At 30.2% G+C, this 20893-nt stretch carries 18 protein-coding genes; 10 read left to right on the forward strand and 8 right to left on the reverse strand.

Annotated elements, in window-relative coordinates; all coding sequences use genetic code 11:
• Positions 1 to 10: 10 nt before the first annotated feature.
• On the reverse strand, positions 11 to 1117 hold the full coding sequence (locus ACMFBB_RS18775) for an alkene reductase (RefSeq protein ID WP_435262265.1): 1107 nt from the start codon (positions 1115 to 1117) through the stop codon (positions 11 to 13).
• Positions 1118 to 1210: 93 nt separating this feature from the next.
• Between ACMFBB_RS18775 and ACMFBB_RS18780 the strand changes: the two genes are divergently transcribed.
• Positions 1211 to 2056, forward strand: coding sequence for an AraC family transcriptional regulator (locus tag ACMFBB_RS18780; protein ID WP_435262266.1), 846 nt, complete (start codon positions 1211 to 1213; stop codon positions 2054 to 2056).
• Between the two features lie 8 nt (positions 2057 to 2064).
• Here the strand turns inward: ACMFBB_RS18780 and ACMFBB_RS18785 are convergent, their stop codons facing one another.
• Genes ACMFBB_RS18785 through meaB form a run of 3 tightly spaced genes read right to left on the reverse strand, consistent with a single transcriptional unit; the run spans position 2065 to position 4423 of the window.
• On the reverse strand, positions 2065 to 2937 hold the full coding sequence (locus ACMFBB_RS18785; protein WP_435262267.1) for an aldose 1-epimerase family protein: 873 nt from the start codon (positions 2935 to 2937) through the stop codon (positions 2065 to 2067).
• Between the two features lie 26 nt (positions 2938 to 2963).
• Complete coding sequence (locus ACMFBB_RS18790) at positions 2964 to 3314, reverse strand: tRNA-binding protein (RefSeq protein ID WP_435262268.1); 351 nt, start codon at positions 3312 to 3314, stop codon at positions 2964 to 2966.
• Positions 3315 to 3352: 38 nt separating this feature from the next.
• A complete protein-coding gene (gene meaB / locus ACMFBB_RS18795; RefSeq protein WP_435262269.1) occupies positions 3353 to 4423 on the reverse strand; it encodes a methylmalonyl Co-A mutase-associated GTPase MeaB in 1071 nt (356 codons plus the stop codon).
• A gap of 99 nt (positions 4424 to 4522) precedes the next feature.
• On the opposite strand from meaB, the gene ACMFBB_RS18800 reads away from it, so the two are divergent.
• From ACMFBB_RS18800 to lgt, 7 genes are all read left to right on the forward strand, one after another.
• Complete coding sequence (locus ACMFBB_RS18800) at positions 4523 to 5071, forward strand: RNA polymerase sigma factor (protein WP_435262270.1); 549 nt, start codon at positions 4523 to 4525, stop codon at positions 5069 to 5071.
• Positions 5064 to 5642 carry a hypothetical protein gene (locus ACMFBB_RS18805; RefSeq protein WP_435262271.1) on the forward strand — a complete coding sequence of 193 codons (579 nt, stop codon included), beginning with the start codon at positions 5064 to 5066 and terminating at the stop codon, positions 5640 to 5642. The genes ACMFBB_RS18800 and ACMFBB_RS18805 overlap by 8 nt, the downstream gene beginning before the upstream one ends.
• Positions 5623 to 7014: a hypothetical protein gene (locus ACMFBB_RS18810; protein ID WP_435262272.1), complete on the forward strand. Its 1392-nt coding sequence runs from the start codon at positions 5623 to 5625 to the stop codon at positions 7012 to 7014. The genes ACMFBB_RS18805 and ACMFBB_RS18810 overlap by 20 nt, the downstream gene beginning before the upstream one ends.
• Positions 7015 to 7117: 103 nt before the next feature.
• Positions 7118 to 8596: a cysteine--tRNA ligase gene (cysS, locus tag ACMFBB_RS18815; RefSeq protein WP_435262273.1), complete on the forward strand. Its 1479-nt coding sequence runs from the start codon at positions 7118 to 7120 to the stop codon at positions 8594 to 8596.
• A 5-nt stretch (positions 8597 to 8601) separates the two neighbouring features.
• Positions 8602 to 9117, forward strand: coding sequence for a GNAT family N-acetyltransferase (locus tag ACMFBB_RS18820; RefSeq protein WP_435262274.1), 516 nt, complete (start codon positions 8602 to 8604; stop codon positions 9115 to 9117).
• A gap of 1 nt (position 9118) precedes the next feature.
• On the forward strand, positions 9119 to 9355 hold the full coding sequence (gene yidD / locus ACMFBB_RS18825) for a membrane protein insertion efficiency factor YidD (RefSeq protein ID WP_435262275.1): 237 nt from the start codon (positions 9119 to 9121) through the stop codon (positions 9353 to 9355).
• Between the two features lie 72 nt (positions 9356 to 9427).
• On the forward strand, positions 9428 to 10294 hold the full coding sequence (gene lgt, locus ACMFBB_RS18830; RefSeq protein WP_435262276.1) for a prolipoprotein diacylglyceryl transferase: 867 nt from the start codon (positions 9428 to 9430) through the stop codon (positions 10292 to 10294).
• A gap of 68 nt (positions 10295 to 10362) precedes the next feature.
• Here the strand turns inward: lgt and pepT are convergent, their stop codons facing one another.
• The 3 genes from pepT to ACMFBB_RS18845 are packed head-to-tail and all read right to left on the reverse strand — an operon-like array spanning position 10363 to position 13277.
• Positions 10363 to 11601: a peptidase T gene (pepT, locus tag ACMFBB_RS18835; protein WP_435262277.1), complete on the reverse strand. Its 1239-nt coding sequence runs from the start codon at positions 11599 to 11601 to the stop codon at positions 10363 to 10365.
• Positions 11602 to 11629: 28 nt separating this feature from the next.
• A complete protein-coding gene (locus ACMFBB_RS18840; RefSeq protein ID WP_435262278.1) occupies positions 11630 to 12181 on the reverse strand; it encodes a hypothetical protein in 552 nt (183 codons plus the stop codon).
• A gap of 28 nt (positions 12182 to 12209) precedes the next feature.
• The gene (locus ACMFBB_RS18845; RefSeq protein WP_435262279.1) at positions 12210 to 13277 is read right to left on the reverse strand and encodes a DUF3810 domain-containing protein; all 1068 of its coding nucleotides are present in this window, start codon (positions 13275 to 13277) and stop codon (positions 12210 to 12212) included.
• 129 nt (positions 13278 to 13406) lie between these two features.
• On the opposite strand from ACMFBB_RS18845, the gene dnaB reads away from it, so the two are divergent.
• On the forward strand, positions 13407 to 14933 hold the full coding sequence (dnaB, locus tag ACMFBB_RS18850; protein WP_435262280.1) for a replicative DNA helicase: 1527 nt from the start codon (positions 13407 to 13409) through the stop codon (positions 14931 to 14933).
• 75 nt (positions 14934 to 15008) lie between these two features.
• Positions 15009 to 16268: an asparagine synthetase B gene (locus tag ACMFBB_RS18855; protein ID WP_435262281.1), complete on the forward strand. Its 1260-nt coding sequence runs from the start codon at positions 15009 to 15011 to the stop codon at positions 16266 to 16268.
• A 238-nt stretch (positions 16269 to 16506) separates the two neighbouring features.
• Here ACMFBB_RS18855 and ACMFBB_RS18860 read toward each other — a convergent pair whose 3' ends face one another.
• Positions 16507 to 20568 (reverse strand): LamG-like jellyroll fold domain-containing protein, encoded by a 4062-nt coding sequence (locus ACMFBB_RS18860; RefSeq protein WP_435262282.1) that lies wholly within the window; start codon positions 20566 to 20568, stop codon positions 16507 to 16509.
• Positions 20569 to 20893 lie beyond the last annotated feature (325 nt).

The raw sequence follows: 20893 nt of genomic DNA on the forward strand, positions 1-20893 counted from the left end.
CCATTTTTTCTTATTTAAGAAATGGATAATCTGTATAACCTTTAGCATTTCCCCCTCCAAATAACGTATGAGTATCATTTATTTCATTCATTTTTGCATTGATTTTAACTCTTAAAGGGTAATCAGGGTTTGTTAAGAAATTTCTACCAAAGCCAATTAAATCTACTAAGTTTTCTTTTAATAATTCATTCGCTTCTTTTGGTGTTTTATTTCCAGTAGCTATGATCGTTTTAGTAAATATGTCTCTTAGTGTTTTTCTAAAGCTTATTGGAATTTGAGGAGCATCATCCCAGTCTGCTTCACATAAATGAATATATGTTATACCTATTTCTTCAAGCTTTTTGGTTGCTAAAAGTATGGTGTCCAAAATTTCTGAGTCATTCATATCTTTAAAACTTATAAAAGGAGACAAACGGACCCCAGTTTTTTCAGCTCCAATTTCAATAACAACAGCACTAGTTATTTCATATAAAATACGAATTCTATTTTCTTTACTTCCTCCATATTGATCTTTTCTAATGTTAGAGTTACTTCTTAAAAATTGGTCTATTAAATACCCATTAGCTCCGTGGATTTCAACACCATCAAACCCTGCTTCTATTGCATTTTTAGCTGCTATCCTGAATTCTTCAATGACTTGTTTAATATCATTAATAGTCATTTCTTTTGGTTCTTCAACAGGAATAAATGTAGCATCTTCATTAGCAGCATCATCAAAAATATAAACATTTGTTTCTTTGGCTATTTTTGGAGATGGACCAATAGGTTGTATTCCATTTACTTTTGAACTTGAAACTCTTCCTACATGCCATAATTGTAAGAAAATTTTGCTTCCATTTTTATGTACCTCTTCCGTGACTAATTTCCACCCTTTAATTTGGTTTGATGTATAAATACCAGGAGTTTTTGCATATCCTTTTCCTTGTATAGAGATTTGAGTAGCTTCTGTGATTATAATGCCAGCAGAAGAACGTTGTCCGTAATAGTTAGCCATTAATTTATTTGGAACATCACCAGGTTGTGATGCTCTTGAACGTGTCATTGGAGCCATTAAAAAACGATTTTTTAATGAGATTCCATTCATTTCATATGGTGTAAATAATTTGTTTTTTATCATTGTATTAGGTTTGTTATCACAAAATTATGTGGAATAATTAATGATATTGTTGTATTAATTCATTATATATTTGTATAAATATGTTTTTAGGGTATGGCAACAAGATTTAATATGGAAAAATCACTAGATGTACTTGAATTTACTTCTACAAATGAGTGGGGGCACCCAAAACATAAACATAACTTTTTTGAATTAACTTTCATTTTAAATGGGAGTGGACAACATGTATTGAATGATCTTAAAATTCCTTACAAGAAAGGAGATTTATTTTTTTTAACTCCAAAAGACGAGCATGAATTTTTAATTACCGAAAGCACTCAATTTGGAGTTATAAAATTTACTGAACAATTATTTATTGAAAAGACCGAATTCTTTTCTAATACAAGTTGGAAAAACCGTGTTGAGAGCGTGATTTTTCATACAAATACTATTACAGGAAATATTATAAATAATGATATTGATAGAAAACAATTATTCGCTTTATACGAACTAATAAAAACAGAAATAAAAAATACATTTATTTATAGTAGAAACGTATTGCTTGAGTTATTTGGTGCTTTATTAATTATTGTTTCAAGAAATTTGATTCAAAGTGTGGCTTCATCAGATAATTTTGTGGATTCAAAGAAAGAGAAGATAGAAACTATTTTAACTTATGTTCGTCAAAATATATTAGATAAAGAAAAAATAAGAATAAAATCAATAGCTAATGAATTTAATATGTCACCCAATTATGTGAGTGTATTTATCAAAAAACACACAGGCATTTCTATTCAAAACTATGTAATGAATGTCAAAATTCAAATGTCTGAACGACTATTAAAACAAACGAGCTTAAATGTTTCAGAAGTAGCAAAAAAAATTGGTTTTGTTGATGCTAGCCATTTTAATAAAACATTTAAAAAATATGTAGGAAAAAACCCTAGTGAATATAATTAACTTTTGTCTTAAAAAACTTCAAACCGATATTCATTTTTATAAGATTTATTTTCATTAACTTCAAGTATTCCTTCTTTAGTCAAATAATTCTTATTAGTATTTTCAGTATCGGCAATCCCCATCCATGGTTCAAAACAAATAAAAGGAGTACCTGTTTTTTTTGTCCAGAAAGCTAAATATTTCCAATTAGGAATGTGTAAATGTATTCCATGATTATGTTTTGTAGATTTTAAAGAAACTTTTTTAGATTCGATGCCCTCAAACATTAAAGCATCATTTTTAAATAACTCATATGATAAATTAATCTGTTTTCCAAGGTTAACTTTTTTAGAGGTATTATTTCTAAATCCTGATTTAGGGTTTAAAAATAGTTGAGTGGGAGTTTCTAATTTTTCAAATTCAATATAATAATCACTAAAAGAAGTTTTTTCAACTAATGGGCAATTAAATGCAGGATGAGCTCCTATTGAAAAAAACATAGTCTTATCATCTTTATTAATAACCTTGTATGTAACAACTACTTGATTTTCTTTCAATTCATACGATAATTGAAGGGAAAATTTATAAGGGTATTTTGTAAGTGTTTGTTTAGAATAAGAGAGTTCAAAAATAATTTTAGAGGTCGTTTTGTTTATAACGGAAAAATTTAAATCTCTTGCAAATCCATGCTGTGGTAATTCATAAAATGTACCATCTATTTCATAGGAATTATCTTTTAGCTTTCCAACAATTGGAAATAAAATTGGAGAGTGGCGTTTCCAAAAACTAGCATCACCATTCCACAAATAATTTAATTTAGTTTTTTTGGAGTATATTTTTGTAAGTTCAGCACCTAATTCTGTAAATTGAATATTTAGATACTCATTTTCTAATGCAATCATTGAGATTTAAATTAAAAATATTTTAATTAACCTATTTTGGTTCCGTCTTTTATTTTACGCTCAGGAGCAATAAGAGTAACTTCTTTGTTTTCACCAATTGCACCTAAAACCAGACACTCACTCATTATATTTGCTATTTGTTTTTTAGGAAAATTAACAACAGCAATTATTTGGTTTCCAATTAACTCTTCAGGAGTGTATAATTTAGTAATTTGAGCAGAGGTTTTTTTTATCCCGAACTCACCAAAATCAATTTGCATTTTGTAGGCAGGGTTTTTAACTTCTTTAAATATTTCAGCAGTTATAATAGTGCCAATTCGCATTTCCACTTTTGTGAAATCGCTCCATGCTAGTTCGTTATTTTTAGTGTCGTTCATTAGTTAGTGTTTTAACATATTGTATAGTGCTTCTCAAGTTATATATTTAATAACCTTTTTGCAGCACTAAAAGGTGTTGTTTTTCCATTTTCTAATTTTGAAATTTCAGTACTTAATAGTTTTGAAACCTCTGGATTATTGTAAAAATTAGCTTTTAATTGTTGGTTAATGGTCTCTAATAGCCAATATTTATTTTGAGTATTTCTTTTTGACTTAAAAAAAGAAGTACTTTTAGCTTCAGATATATAATTATTAATCATTTGATAAATACCATCAATTCCTTGATGTTGCAGAGCACTTGCTACTAAAACTTTAGGAATCCATCCATTTTCTTTTGGAGGATATAAATGAAGAGCTCTCGTAAATTCAACTTTTGCAATCTTAGCATTCTTAGCATTATCTCCATCAGCTTTGTTAATAACAATTGCATCAGCCATTTCAATAATACCACGTTTTATTCCTTGAAGTTCATCACCAGCTCCAGCTAATTTTAAAAGTAAAAAAAAATCTACCATTGAATGTACAGCAGTTTCTGATTGACCTACACCAACAGTTTCTATAATTATACTATCAAAACCAGCAGCTTCACACAAAATAATACTTTCTCGAGTTTTTTGAGCTACCCCACCAAGTGATGTTCCAGAGGGAGATGGGCGTATAAAAGCATTTTTATCAGTAACTAATTCTTCCATCCTGGTTTTATCACCTAAAATGCTTCCCTTGTTTATAGTACTACTAGGGTCAACGGCCAATACAGCAACCTTTTTACCTAAGGAAGTTAAATGCTTTCCAAAAGCTTCAATGAACGTACTTTTTCCTACACCTGGAACTCCTGTGATTCCAATTCTAACGGAATTGTTAGCATGTGGTAAACAAGCGTCTAAAATTTCATTGGCTTTTTTTTGATGTTTTGGGTTAGTACTTTCAATTAAAGTAATAGCTCTACTTAAAAAAGTAATATCACCAGCTAAAATATTTTTTATAAACTCATTAGCAGAAGTTTGTTTTTTTCTGTTTAATTTAATTTTTTGAGCAGATTTTTTACTGGTAGTTTCAGGCTGTGAAACTCCATCTTTTTCAGATAGTGCTGATTTGTTTTTTTTGTTCATTAAATTATAAACGAAATATTAATGTAAATTTAAAAATAAATTTTTAGCTAAAATGCAACACTCAACAAAAAGAATCGTCTTTAAGGCAAGAAATAAAAAATGAAAGCAATTAAACAGCTGCATCAATCTATTATTGAAGCTTGTAAGCAAAATAATGCAAAGGCACAAATGCAGTTGTATGATTTGTATTATCAAGCTATGTATACTGTAGCGTTAAGGTACGTGAAAAATTCTTTTGAAGCGGAGGATGTCATGCAAGATGCATTTATAAAAGCATTTAAAAAAATACACCTATATAAGGAAGAAGTGGCTTTTGGGGCATGGTTAAAAAGAATCGTAATTAATCAAAGTATTGATTGGTTGAAAAAAAGAAAGCTAACATTGGTTTCAATAAATGAGGAAGTAACGTTAATAGAAGAGAATGATGATTGGAATGTAGGGGCTACTATATCTTATGATGATATAGTTAGTAGCATAGATAAATTAAAAGAAAAATATAGAGTTGTATTAAGTTTATATTTGTTAGAAGGATATGATCATAAAGAAATTTCTCAGATTTTAGAAATTTCAGAAGTTACTTCTAGAACACATTTGATGAGAGGAAAGAAGATGGTGAAACAACAATTAAAGAACGTGTATTATGGATAAAGATATTAGAGATATACTAAAAAATAATACCAATAAGAGTGTTAAGATTTCTTCAAAGCATCGTGAACGATTTCAACATAAATTATTGACTGAATTACACAAGAAATCGAGGAAGAAAAAAAACTATGGTTGGTTATATGTTGCTGCGTCAATGATTTTGTTGTTTGGGGTAGCAATTAAGTTTTATTCTTTAAATAATCATGAACTAGAGTCGCCAAAAATAACAAATTCAAAAAAGTTAAATAATGATTCTCAAATTAGTTTAGGAAGTATATCTCCTGAATTAAAAACAATAGAATCATATTATATAAATACAATTAATTACGAATTAAGTCAGTTAGAATTAACAAAAGAAAATAAAGAATTATTTGATGGTTATTTAACCCAGTTAGGGGCATTAACTAAAGAATATAAATCGTTAATCCATGAGCTCAATAAAAAAGGAATTAACGATGATACTATCAATGCATTGATTGGAAACCTGCAAATGCGTTTACAGCTGTTAAAACGCATGCAAAAACAATTAAAAGAATTTAAAAATCCAAATCAAAATGATACTCAAACCGTTTAAAATAAGTGTTTTTCTATTGCTGATAGCAAGTTCATTGTTTGCTCAGAAAGTAGAGAAAAAGTTTAATGAAAAATTTTACACTAATAAAGATGTAGAAATAGATATTAATGCGTCAAATGCTGAAATAGATGTTACTACATGGAATAAAAGTGAAGTAGCTGTTGAAGCTACTATTGAAGTAGAAGGTATAGGTAAAAAAGAAGCTGAAAAATATTTACAGAAATGGAACTTTGAAGCAATAGGAAATAAAAGTACTGTTAAAATAAAAGCAAATAGTAATAGCTTTTATTCTACAGGAAAAGATAATATATTTTTTTACAACTCTTCTGGAAATAGTTACTATCCTAAAGGAACAGTATATAATTTAAGTAAATCAGGTGATAATGGTTTATTAATGATTCCAAAAATAGATTTGGAAAATATTAATATTGAAATAGATGATGTTATGAAAGGACTTGAAAATATTGAATTTGATTTTGATAAATACTCAAAAGACGGAGATACTTATTTTTTTCAATGGAAAAATGGAGTTAATGATGTAACCATTAAGTCAAAAAAAGAATGGGAGAAATTTAAAAAATCAAAAGAGTACAAAAAGTTTAAAAAAGAACAAGAAAAAAGAAATAAAGAATTAAAAAAGCACTTTAAAAAGAAACATGTAGAGCAAAAGGAGGTAATAAGATCAGCTGTAAATCGTTTAAAAAACAGTCAGTTAAGTAGTTTGTTTATTACTGATGCTAAAGGGAATAATTTAATGATAAACGGAAAAAAAGTAAAAATAGTAAAAAGAATAAAAGTGAAAGTTCCTCAAAATGCTACTTTTAATTTAAATACTCGTCATTGTAAGGTTAGATTACCTAAAACCAAGGTAAGCGGTAAAGTTAGTTATGGTAATTTTAAAGCAGAAGCTTTAAATGGTAGTAAATTGAATGTTTCGTTTTCACCTGTTAAAATAAATTCATTAAATACAAGTACATTGTTCTTAAATAACGTAACCGATGCTAAAATAGCATCGGTTACTAATACTGAAGTAAATTCAAAGTCGTCAGATATTACAATTGTTGATGTGCATAAAAATGTTAAGTTAGTTCATCAGTTTGGAGAATTAAAAGTTGATAAAATCAATTCTGATTATGGGCAGTTTAAAGTGTTCTTGAGATTTGCAAATGCTTCTGTAAATCTTTCAGGAATTAATCAACAATTTAATTTTGAAATAAAGGAAAACCCTCTAGCATATTCTCATAATAAAACAATAAGGCTTTCACTTAAGGATAATGGGGGGAAAAAAATTAATGGAACCTTCCTAATAGAATCTAAAAATAAAAAGATATATATACAAGGTGAATATTCTCAGTTATTAGTTACTGAATAGCTTTTCTTTATTACTTAATATTTTTTTAAACTTCACTGAAATTCCATTTCGCTATTCTTCATAAAGTGCCTATATTTAGCATCTGTAAAAAGTCACTTTTCCTATGGAATTATATAAAGAAAATCAACTTAAAGTATACAACTCATTATCAAAAAGTAAAGAGCTTTTTAAACCTGTAATAGAAGGAAGGATAGGGATGTATGTTTGCGGTCCTACCGTTTACAGTAATGCTCATTTAGGAAACGTAAGAACATTTATGTTTTTCGACGTAGTATATCGCTATTTTTTACATTTAGGATATAAAGTACGATATGTTCGTAATATTACTGATGCAGGTCACTTAGAAAATGACGCGGATGAGGGAGAGGATAGAATCGCTAAAAAAGCTCGCCTAGAGGAAATAGAACCAATGGAAGTTGTTCAACGTTATACCGTTGATTTTCATGATGTGCTAAAAAACTACAACTTTTTACCTCCTAGTATTGAACCAACAGCAACCGGTCATATAGTTGAGCAAATTGAAATGGTAAAAGAAATCATGGACAAAGGATTTGCCTATGAAGTAAATGGATCGGTATATTTTGATGTGTTGAAATATAACGAAACAGGGAATTATGGAATTCTATCTGGAAGAAAAATAGAAGATGCAATACACAACACTAGAACTTTAGACGGACAATCTGATAAAAAGAATCCTCAAGATTTTGCTCTATGGAAAAAAGCAGATGAACGTCATATTATGCGTTGGCCTTCTCCTTGGAGTGATGGATTTCCTGGGTGGCATCTAGAATGTTCTGTTATGAGCAAGAAATATTTGGGAGAACAATTTGATATTCATGGAGGAGGAATGGATTTAAAATTTCCTCATCATGAATGTGAAATCGCACAATCTCAAACATGTAGTGGTAAATCACCTGTTAATTATTGGATGCATACAAACATGTTGTTGTTAAATAGCCAAAAAATGGCTAAATCAACAGGGAATTATATTTTACCTAATGAAATTTTAACTGGAGAAAACGATATTTTAAGTAAGGCGTTTACACCAAGTGTTGTTCGTTTTTTTAACTTACAAGCAAATTACCGAAGTATATTAGACTTTTCAAGTGATGCATTATTAGCATCTGAAAAAGGACACGGAAAATTAATGGACGCTCTTAACTTTTTAGATAAAATAGAATCAGGTAATGAGTCTACATTCAATGTTCAAGATTGGAAAAAACAGTGTTATGCAGCTATGAACGATGATTTTAATACTCCAATTTTAATTTCTCATTTATTTGAAGCGGTTAAAACTATTAATTTAATTCGCGAGCAAAAGGCTAGTTTAACTGAAGAAGATTTAGAAGAACTAAAGAAAACGATGAAAGCATTTGTTTTTGATGTGTTAGGTTTAATGAATGAGGTAGCAAAAGGTAGTTCTGATAAAGTTAATGGAGTTGTAGAGTTACTTATAAAATTAAGAAAAGAAGCAAGAGAAAATAAAGATTGGGCATTGTCTGATCAAATTAGAGATGAGTTATTAGAATTAGGGATTCAGTTGAAAGACGGTAGAGAAGGTACTAGTTATTCAATAAATTAAAAGAGATGATTTTTCAATCTGAAAGGCTAATCGTTAAAGCTATTCAAAAGACTCATAAAAAGGACTTTGTTGAGTTGTTAACAGATGAAAAAATCATAAAAGCTATCCCACAAGATAAGCCTTCAAAGGAAAGTATTGAAGAGAAGTTTCAATTAGCACTTTCTTTTGATGGAGATATAAAAGGAAATACTATTAGTCTTTTAGGTATTTTTGAAAAACAGAAGGAAGAGTTAATTGGTATAGCTGGCTTTCTAACAAATGAAGAAGATGATAAAGAATTAGGTTATCGTTTTAGAAAACAGTTTTGGGGTAGAGGATACGCTACTGAAATAGCTAAAAAAATGATAGATTATTCTTTCAATGCTTTAAAATTTGAAAAAATTACAGCTGATGTATGGATTGAAAATATAGCTTCTAATAAAATTTTAGCTAAATTTTTTAAGCCAGTAAAAGAATTTTATAATGAATGTGATAACTGCACTGATAGGAGGTATGCGTTGTTACAAAGTGATTGGAATTAATTTGAAAAAAATACTAACATATCCGTTTATTTTATTAGTTCGTTTTTATCAAACAGCAATATCACCATTTACACCAGCTACTTGTAGATATTCGCCTACATGCTCACATTATACAATAGAAGCTTTAAAAAAGCATGGATTGTTTTATGGAGGATGGTTAGCTCTTAAAAGAATTTTTAGTTGTCATCCTTGGGGAGGAAGTGGATATGATCCAGTACCAGAAAAAAAAAATAAATAATCGTTATTGCGAGAAAAATGATAAATTAATTTTATTTCACTCGTAGTAACATAAAAATTAAATTTAAAATACATGAGTTTTTTATCTATCGTATGGGATTGGAATCCTGAGATTATTAAAATAGGTGGTTTTGGTATTAGATGGTATAGTTTAATGTTTGTAGCTGCATTTATTCTAGGATTACATTTAATGAAGAAAATTTTCATAAATGATAAGGTTCCGGTTGAAAAATTAGATCCTTTATTTATGTATGTTTTTGTCTCGATGTTAATAGGTATGCGACTAGGAGAAGTTTTTTTCTATAATTGGAGTTATTACCAGAATAACTTATTAGAAATATTTTTACCTTTTAAAAGGCAAGATGGGGCTTCAGCTTTATTTGGTTTTTTGAAAGATTGGAAGTTTACCGGTTTTACTGGTTTTGCTAGTCACGGAGCTGCTGTTGGAATTCCTTTAGCTTTATATTTTTACGCAAAAAAACATCTACAAAAGCCTTGGTTATTTATTTTAGACAGATTGGGAATTATGGTTGCATTAGCAGGTTTCTTTATTCGTTTAGGTAATTTTTTTAACTCTGAAATTTATGGTAAAGCTACAGGATCAAGTTTTGGTGTAATTTTTAAAAGAGCTGGTGAATCAGAACCACGCTATCCAACTCAGCTCTATGAAGCATTTAGTTATTTAGCATTGTTTTTTGCTTTATGGTATTTTTATTGGAAAACTGATAAAAAGAAACAAACTGGATTTTTATTTGGACTATTCATGGTTGTATTGTGGTCTTTACGATTTTTCATAGAGTTTTTGAAAGAGGCACAAATAGAAGGAAGAGAAGATTGGGTGTTTAATACCCTAAATACTGGTCAAGTACTAAGTATTCCTTTAGTAATGATAGGGATTTTGTTGATGTTTAGAAAGCCAAAAGTTGTTACAGATAATTAGTAAACACATAACATAAAAAAAAAGACTTAGTTTAAACTAAGTCTTTTTTTATGTTATGTACTAGCTTTTTAAGAAAATTTATCAGCTACCTTTTGGGCAATTCCGACAATAACCTCACTTGCTTTTACAATACTTTCAGCAGGAACATATTCGTACCTTCCATGAAAATTATGTCCGCCAGCAAAAATATTAGGACAAGGTAATCCTTTGTATGATAATTGAGAACCGTCTGTACCACCTCTAATAGCTTTTATTAAAGGAGTAATCCCCATGTCTTTCATAACTTCCTCTGCGATATCTACTATATGCATAACAGGGGTAACCTTTTCTTTCATGTTATAGTACTGATCTTTTAATTCAATTTCAATTAAGTCTTTTCCTAATTTTTGATTCATGACATTTACTAATTCAAGCATTGCTTGTTTACGGTTTTTAAATAAATCCATGTCATGATCTCTAATAATGTAGTGTAAAGTAGTCTTTTCTACTTCACCTTCTATATTATGTAAATGAAAGAAACCTTCATATCCAGTTGTCTTTTCAGGAACTTCATTTTCAGGTAAAGCACTAATAAACTCACTTGCTATTGTCATTGAATTGATCATTTTTCCTTTAGCATAACCAGGATGAACAATTTTACCATTAATTGTAATTTTTGCCCCAGCGGCATTAAAGTTTTCGTACTCTAATTCACCAATTTGACTGCCATCCATAGTATATGCCCATTCAGCTCCGAATTTTTCAACATCAAAAAGATGAGCACCTTTACCTACTTCTTCATCAGGGGTAAAACAGATACGTATTTTACCGTGTTTTAATTCAGGGTTTTGAATTAAATATTCCATTGCAGAAACAATTTCAGTAACTCCAGCTTTGTCGTCGGCACCAAGTAAAGTAGTTCCGTCAGTTGTAATTATAGTTTGACCTTTATATTGTAACAAATCTTCAAAATAATTAGGAGATAAAACAATGTTTTCTTTTTCATTTAAAAGAATGTCTTTCCCGTTATAATTTTCATGAATTTGAGGTTTTACATTTGCCCCAGTGAAATCAGGGCTTGTATCAATATGTGCAACAAAACCAATAGTGGGTACATCATAGTCTAAATTGCTAGGTAGGGTAGCCATTAAATAGCAGTTACTATCTAGCTCAACATCAATCATACCAATTTCTTTTAATTCTTTTTCAAGAACTTTAGCAAGATCCCATTGCTTTTCAGTACTAGGAAAAGCTGGATTATTGGGGTCACTTTCAGTATCAATTGTTACATATTTTATAAATCGATCAATTATATGTTGTTTGTTCATCGTTTTAATTTTAAAAATCCAAAAATACTTATTTCAACTGTATTTCGTTAATTAAATTTATAGCGTTGCAAATTCGATCATCAACTAAATCGTCTCCATAAATTTCTGTTTTTATATGCAAAAAGTTATCAGTGTTTACTTTAGTGAAAACGTTTAAAATATGATAAGGGTATTTTCCTTTCTTTCCTTTTGCTAAACTATAGTACGAATTTTTATTAAATAATTTAAAATCCTTTGTTTTAATTTCTTGTAATTTCATTTTGGTATTATCAGCAGAAACCTTTTGTTTAAAAGTAGCATCAATAAAAGTAGGAGAATGAATTAAAGAAGCATCTAATAAAGTTGTTTTGGTAAGGCTTAAAGTGGTGTCAGCAGCATAAATAGAAGTTTGCCCATTATCATAGTATAAATTAACCTTCCATTTTTTTGGTAATTTTATAGTAAATAGATTTCTAAAATCTTCGAATTTTTTTAAATCAGAATAAGCTGAATTTGATGAGCAATTAAAGTCTTTTTTCAATTCAGAAGAATTACAAGAAATAAAGAAAGTAACAAGGAAAAGAACATTAAGTTTTTTCATAATACTGAATTTGTCAATATGTTTAAAATTAGTTTTTTTTATAATACGCAATAAGCAAATCTACTACATAACTGTATGACTTAATCCCATCAATTTGATTGTTTGCTTTTAAATATGAATTATACCCTTTTTTTAAGTAAGGTTCAATAGGATTGTCAAATTTTTTCCAGTGTAAATAACTATTTTTATAATCTTTAAAAACACCTTTGTTTACTGTTTTTTTAAGTGTGTTAGCAAGTTTTTTGTTTCGTTGGTGTAGTTCATTTATGCAATAACGAAAGGCCATTCTGTAACCAGCATATTTAAAATAAATATTATCATTATTTATACAGGCTAAAAATCCTACGAAGTTAGCATCGTTCTCAGCTGACCACCCAATCTGATGTGCCATTTCATGACAAGTAGTAGAAGCATACCCTGTTTTAGGAATTTGATTATTTACCTGAGCTTCTCCCGTTATTGGATTAATGTAACCAGAAGTACCATTGTATGATTGTAACAAGCTAACTAATGAACTTTTAACTGAAGGTGTTTTATAGGAAAGTTGAGGATACGTTTTAGCTAATTCATCAAAGCCATTAGGAGCTAACTGATATATTTTTTTCGAAGAATAGGGAACAATAACTTCTACAGTGTCATTTTGGGTAATTTGAAAATGTATTTTTGTAAGCTCAGTAGCTATTCTTTCAGTGGTGATGTAAAGTTGGTTAGTGGTATATTCAGATTGTTGCAATCCTAAGTTTTTAGACAAAGGCTCTCTGAAATAATTTAGTCCCCAAAAAGTGTAAAAACAAAAATAAATTACAGAAAAAAATGAAATAAGTTGTAGCAATTGAGGAATGAAAGTTGTAAATTTATTTTTAATTAACCTGTAGAGCCCCTTTAAGAAAAGGAGTATTAAAATAAGGCCTATAATATCACCTATCGAAAAAGGAATCCATCCTAAAACTGCACGAAGTATTTTTGATGTTATTTTATAAATCCTATTACTATAATAATACTCAATCCAAGTTGGTTTTTGGCTTAGAAATTGCACTAATAGTACTTGAATAGGTAATACTATTGTTAATAAAATATTTGTTTTGGAGTATCTCATTGCCATCAAAAGTACTAAAGATTGAACGTTATCAACAAGTTAATAACAATTTTGTTTACAAAAAATGTGTATAAAGAAAGTTGTCGTTAGCTCCTACAAATATCATCATAAAAAATTACATTTGTCGACATGGAGAAAATGCAATCAGTAAGAGGTACAAAAATAGATAAAGCACGTATTGTTAGTTTAGAAAAAGGGAAGCTTCCACCGCAAGCCTTAGATCTTGAAGAAGCCGTTTTAGGTGCTATGATGATTGACAAAAAAGGAATTGATACCGTAATTGATATACTACATCCTGAAGCATTTTATGATAAGCGTCATCAAGAAATTTACACAGCTATTTATGCGCTTTTCCAAAATTCTGAGCCTATTGATTTATTATCTGTATCAAATCAGCTAAAGAAAAATGCAAAATTAGAGTTAGTAGGTGGAGACTTCTATATCATAGGATTAACACAAAAAGTAGCCTCTTCTGCACATATTGAATTCCATTCAAGAATTATTCTTGAAAAATATATTCAACGTAAGTTGATTACCATTTCTTCTGAAATTATTGAGAATGCATATGATGAAACAGTTGATGTTTTTGATTTATTAGATGATGCTGAAGGGAAATTATTTGAGGTTACTCAAGGAAATCTTAAAAAAGGAGCAGAAAAAGCAGATTCGTTAGTACAACAATCTATTACCAAGATTCAGGAAATTTCTACCAAAGAAGGAATGAGTGGATTAGCTACTGGTTTTACAAAATTAGATGCATTAACCTCTGGTTGGCAGCCTTCAGATTTAATTATTATTGCTGCTCGTCCTGGTATGGGAAAAACAGCTTTTGTAATATCTATGGCTAAAAATATGGCTATCGATTTTAACCATGCAGTAGCTGTTTTCTCTTTAGAGATGTCTTCTGTACAGTTAATAACTCGTATGATTTCTTCAGAAACAGGATTAACATCAGAGAAATTACGTAAAGGAAATTTAGAGCCTCATGAGTGGGAGCAACTAAATGTTAAGGTTAAAAAACTATCCGATGCTCCTATTTTTATTGATGATACTCCAGCATTGTCAATTTTTGATTTACGTGCAAAAGCACGACGTTTGGTATCACAGCATGATGTTAAAATATTAGTTATTGATTATTTACAGTTAATGACCGCTGGTGGGTCAGGTGGTAATCGTGAACAGGAAATTTCTACTATTTCACGTAACTTAAAAGCACTTGGAAAAGAATTAAATATACCTGTTATTGCCTTATCTCAATTATCACGTTCGGTAGAAACTCGTGGAGGTAGTAAACGACCATTATTATCAGATCTTCGTGAGTCTGGAGCGATTGAGCAAGATGCAGATATTGTATCGTTTATTTTTAGACCTGAGTATTATGGAATGACTGAATGGGATGATGATGATCATTCACCGTGTGAAGGACAAGGAGAGTTTATAGTAGCAAAACATCGTAATGGAGGATTAGACAATATACGTTTAAAATTTACAGGGCATTTAGCGAAATTCTCTGATTTAGAAGAAGGATTTAGTAGTGAATTCCAATCAAGTATGAATTCAAGCTTTAATGATGAGGTTGCCTCTAATAATTTTGCTTCTCCTGAAGATGCTTTTGGCCCCTCTGATAATGGAGGAATGGATGATGTTCCTTTTTAAAAAAATCATAAACAAAATATAAAGTCATAGAAATACACAGTTACATAAATGTAATTGTGTATTTTAGTTTTTGAAATGAAGAAAACGATACACATCTTAATTTTTATATTCTTATCAAATACAATTTGGGCATCATTTATTTATGTTCCAATGAATCATAACAATCAAAAAAATCATTTGAAAGCATACGGAATTGTCTATTATGCCTTGCAAAATGGTTTAAAAGCAAAATGGTTGCTAAATTATGATGGAGGCGCTTTTTTAATAGAAAATAATGAGGTAATAGAAAAAGAGTGCAAAATACGAGGAGTTTCGTATAAGGTAATAAGTGATGCAAAATCACAGCTAATTTTAGAAGAAATTTCATCTCCTTCTAAAAACCAAGAAGCGGTAACTTTAGAGAAAGCCCCAAAAATTGCAGTGTATTCGCCAAAAAATAAAATGCCTTGGGACGATGCAGTAACAATGGTATTGACGTATGCTGAAATTCCTTTTGATGTTGTATATGATGATGATGTATTAGGTGATAAATTATTGTTGTATGAATGGTTACATCTTCATCATGAGGATTTTACAGGGCAGTATGGGCGTTTTTACGGTGCTTTCAGAACAGCTCCTTGGTACATACAACAAAAGAAAGATGCTGAAGCATTAGCAAAAAAATTAGGCTTTAATAAAGTGTCTGAAGCAAAAGGAGCAGTTGCAAAAAAAATACGTGATTATGTAATAGGCGGAGGTTTTATGTTTGCAATGTGTTCTGCAACTGATAGTTTTGATATCGCTTTAGCTGCTGATGGAGTTGATATTTGTGAAGGAATGTTTGATGGAGATCCTTCTGAGCCAAACTATCAATCAAAAATAGATTTTACTAAAACTTTTGCATTCAAAGACTTTGAGTTAATTAGAAATCCAACCACCTATGAGTTTTCTTCAATTGATATGACAAGAAAACGAAGGATAAATAAAGAGACTGATTATTTTACATTAAAAGAGTTTTCAGCAAAGTGGGATCAAGTACCAACAATGCTTACGCAAAGTCATACACAATTAGTGAAGGGTTTTATGGGGCAAACAACTTCGTTTGATAGAAAGTTAATAAAATCTACTGTTATGGTATTAGGTGATAGTAAAACAAATGGAGAGGCACGATACATTCATGGAACAAAAGGAAAAGGAATGTTTACTTTTTATGGAGGTCATGATCCAGAAGATTATCAACATAGAGTAGGAGATCCAAAAACTGAATTAGATTTACATCCTACCTCTCCTGGTTATCGACTAATTTTGAATAACGTTTTATTTCCTGCAGCAAAAAAGAAAAAACAAAAGACTTAATTTGTTAAGTGTTTACTACCATTCCAATATTACGCTAGGTCATTAAAATTAAAGAAACAAGCCTGAGTGATAGAATATCTTGGATTACTTTAGTGCAAACATTTTGACGAAATAACTAATTAAAAAAGAGCAAAATATGTTTTTGTTTTGAAGAAATATTCACACCTATTAATTGATAAGAAATAAAACCTCATAGGTAAGATATGTTTTACTTATGAGGTTTTCTATTTTAAAAGTCTCAATCAATAAGCAGCTTACCATTCTCTATTTTGGTAGCCGTTTCGATTGTGTAAAAATACATTCCAGTAGATAGCAAAGTAGTTTTTAAAGGAACTTTGTCAGTTATAATTTTCTTTAATAGTTGTTTACCATTGATATCATAGATTGTTATTCTTGCCTTGTTATTTATATTTTTAAAGTATAAATAGCCACCTTTATTTAAAGGATTAGGATATACAAGAAATTGATTTTTATTTTCATTATTAATATTAAGAGCTTTTTTACTACCAATATAAAATTGACCAAATGAATCTATACTTCCTGAATTAGAAAAAGTAGCTCCTAGCTCAGAGGAGTTGATGTTAATAGCTTCTTCAATATAAGTACCCCAATCTGATGTAGCACCATCGTTAGAATTTCTTTTGAAAAGCACAACTTCGTTTGAATTAAGAGTATTGATATTGTTAAGATTAGAAAAAGTAATATTTTCTATAGCATCAAATGTTTGATTGGTTCCGTAATTATTAATAATCCAATAAGTGTCGTCAACAGTATTAGTACTCGGAAGTACACTAGGGTTTACATTGATCTTTGATACTACTACAGCACCATTAGGTATAGTTCCATTACTATTAAAAATCATTTTACAATTCGCATCAACAAAGTTAGCAGTACCATCTGAATTAATATTTAACGAACTACTTTTCCCATAACCTATTGGTGCATCTGAAGTTACCAAAACGGCATTTCCATTTAAATTAAGATCATTGGCTCCCTTTTTATCATAAATTGTTCCAGAAGATTCATTATTAAATTGATAATAAGCTAGTATATTATTATCGCTAACATCGGCTTTAGTAAGGTGTCTTGCCAATCGTATTTCTTTTGCCGTAAGTGCTCTCTTCCAGAAGGTAGCTTCTTCAATTAATCCTTTGTAATTTCTTGATTCCCATTGATAATAGGTGCCTAAGTTTATCTGAGTTAAGTTAAAAGGAGCAGTGGTTAAACTCCAAGAGTGAGATTTTTCATTTAAATACAAAGTTATTTTTGAAGGTGTAACAGTAATAGCTACGTAAGACCATTCGTCTGCGGGAACTTCAAGATTAGAGTCCCACCACCAATAGTTTCCTCCTTTCCAATGAATACCTAATGTATTGTTTGATTCTCTAAAATTTAGAACGCATCCTTCGGACAAACTAAAAATGGCTGCATAATTTGGTTGAATATCGTTAGGTTTTATCCAAGCCGTAAAACTAAAATTAGATATATTTTCTTCATTAATACTATTGTTCGAAACATAATCATTGGTTTGGTTACATGCCAAGGCCATTTTCGGTTCTGATTCCGTAGCACAATAATCATCACCAACAGTTATTAATTTTGTAACCGTTTTATCACTGATGTTTCCATGTTTGTCTGTTACTTTAAGGCTAACGCTGTATTCTCCTGGAGAAGGGTAAATCACTCGCGGATTTCTTATATTACTAGATGTTAAAAGGTTTGCACCAGGAAAAGTCCATTCCCAAGAAGCTTGGTCATGGTTTAGGATAGAATAATCTTCAAACTGTACTTCATATCTATTGCAATTGATTGTTTGTTTTACTACCATTGGTTGCGCTTTAGGTAATGAACGTTCAAAAAAATCGCTCTCCCAAATTCCACGATTTGAAGCAATTCTTAATTTTTCTTTTTTGTAGAAGGGAAGAATTTTAATAATTCTCAAGTGAAGCGGAAGATTATCTGAAAAACTTTGCCAATCTGCATGTCCATTGTTTCGATACCAAATCATTTTGTTAGAGGTTATATAGATTCCTCCGTCAGTTCCGTCTTGAACTTGAATATTGGTTATTTTTTCACCATTCAATGTTGATGTAGTTAAGTTATTCCATGAATTACCCCAGTCACTAGATTTAAAGATTTTGTTAGAGTTACTAAATCCATTATTTAAACCTAAAAATAGTTCATCATTTGTATTAAGCGATAAATACATGGTTTTATGTTTTGCAGGTATTAATACTTCCGTCCAATTTTGTCCATTGTCCACAGATTTCCAGAGTTTACCAGAATTTCCATGTCTTTGAGTTATGAATATAATATTTGGATTGTTTCTTGAAATTTCAATTGCTCTTACAAAGTTACCAGTATCGGATCCAAACTCCTTTACTAGATTGAAAGATTGGCCTCCATTATCACTCTTCCATAATTTATTTTCTTTTCCAAGATAAAGAGTATTCCAATATCTCGGATCATTAACAATTTCGCTTCTATTTGAAAAAACATAACTTTCATTTGGGAAAAGAGCGTACTTACTTATATTCGTAATTGTACCAGTAATTTCTTCAGGGATTTCTTTACCAGAAATATCACTGTGATACACTTTTCTATTTTCACCTTTATTTACATATCCTGTTGCTGATTCAGCCCCTCCTAGTGATAAAAATTTTCCGAATGGGTAGTTTTCGTAGAAAGCGGCATTACCGTTATGATATCTTCCTCCAACAAAAACATCATGATTCCATCCTTGATCAAATCCCCAATAGTCCGAACCATTAATACCATTGTTTCTTGACTCAACAAAATCTAAATTCGCGTCATAATAATCAATACCACCATCACTACAAACCCAAACATCATTTCCGTTCATTTCTATTTCTTGAATATCGGGATGCCTATATTCGCTTCCACATCCTGTACATCCATATCCTCCCCATCTTGTATAAGTAACACCTCCGTCTTCAGATTTAAATAAGTTCAAAGATCCCATCATAATGTGATCGGGGTTTATATCGGACACTTCAATATCTAAATCGTAGTATCCTTGATTGTACCCTGTTGTAGTTACACCGAAGTGAGTGAAGCACCAATGATTACTGCTATAAGGGCCTCCTGGCTCATTATCAGGTGTCCCGTCACTATTTCCATCATAAGGGGTGGTCCAACTTTCACCAGCGTTATCACTTCTATAAATACCTATGTAATTATTATCATCAACATTGTCATTTTCTTCCCCTAAAAGTACCACATAAACTCTGTTTGAATCAGCGTTTGTGACTCCTATTCTGGCACCGCCATCGCTAGCGGCAACACCTCCAATAGGTGAAAACCATCCGTTATTTTTGGTGCTAAAAGTAATTCCGTTGTCTGTCGATTTTAGTAGTTCAGTAATATTTTTAGTAATATTTTTTTTTGCTAAAAAAACAGTGTTTGGGTCATCGGTTTTTAATTTGATATCCCAGCATCGGTCCGTAAAAACTGTGGTCCAGCTCGAACCGCCATCTGTACTTCTTTTAAGCCCACTATTTCCTGCTACTAGAACTATTTGAGGATTGTTGTTATTAATGGTAATTGCTGTGATTTTTAAATTCCATTCATTTAGCAGTACATTCCAATTGGTACCTCCGTCCATGGTTTTATATAATTTGTTTCCTACACTTATATAAACAATCTCTGGATTTGTAGGGTCAATTTCTATTGATTGGATGGATCCATCATTAAAAACAAAATCACCAATTGAACTCCAGTTTAATCCCTTGTCTGTAGATTTATAAACTCCAGAAGTTTCGGCACCCACATATAAAATATTTGGATTTACGGTTGATTGCGCAAAGGCATAAGCGTTAACCTGTGAGCTCTTTTGCTCAACGCCTCCATTTTTAAAGGTTTCAAAGGGACCAAGAGGAATCCAGTTTGCAGTTGATGTATTTTTTTTTGAAGAACTACGTGATCGTAAAACTCGAGTTGCATTTTTTTCTAACTCACTTAAAGAGGGAATGTGAATATCTCCATTATCTTTTAGATAATCATGGTTATGAATAATTTTCGAAAAATACTTGAAATTTTGGGTATGAATATTTTTTTCAAATATGTGGTCTTTATAATAATTATGAAAAGCCTTTTCGATTTTATAGTAATTAGGATTAAAATTGTATAGTAAATGTACCCATTTTGGAGCGTCTGATTTTACTATTGGTATGGTTTTAAATAATTGTTCGTACTTAGGATTTAGTATGTTTCTATTCTGAGAGAATACATTAAGACAAATAAAAAGTGAAACAAATGAGAAGAAATATTTGTTTTTCATTGGTAAGGGGTTTAAAGCGTTGATTTATAATCTTTTTTAAATATAATAATAAAAAAATAATAAAGAGGACAAATGCAAAATTCACTATTATTTATTGATAGTGAAGAGATTATATTTTTACGCTAAGAATCTAAGGATATACAAGAGTTTGAATATGAAAAAAAATTGTGATTTGTTATAACAGAACTTGTTAGTAATGGCTCTATTGGTATTTTTTTTCCAGAGTTTATTGTTTCTAAATTTTCAATTTCTAAATATGCTTGGTGTAAAATTTAATAGTTTTCATATTTAAAGAGATTCAATCTTAAGTAAGTGAAATATAGTA

The sequence above is a fragment of the Tenacibaculum sp. nBUS_03 genome, from assembly GCF_051201695.1.
GTDB lineage: Bacteria > Bacteroidota > Bacteroidia > Flavobacteriales > Flavobacteriaceae > Polaribacter.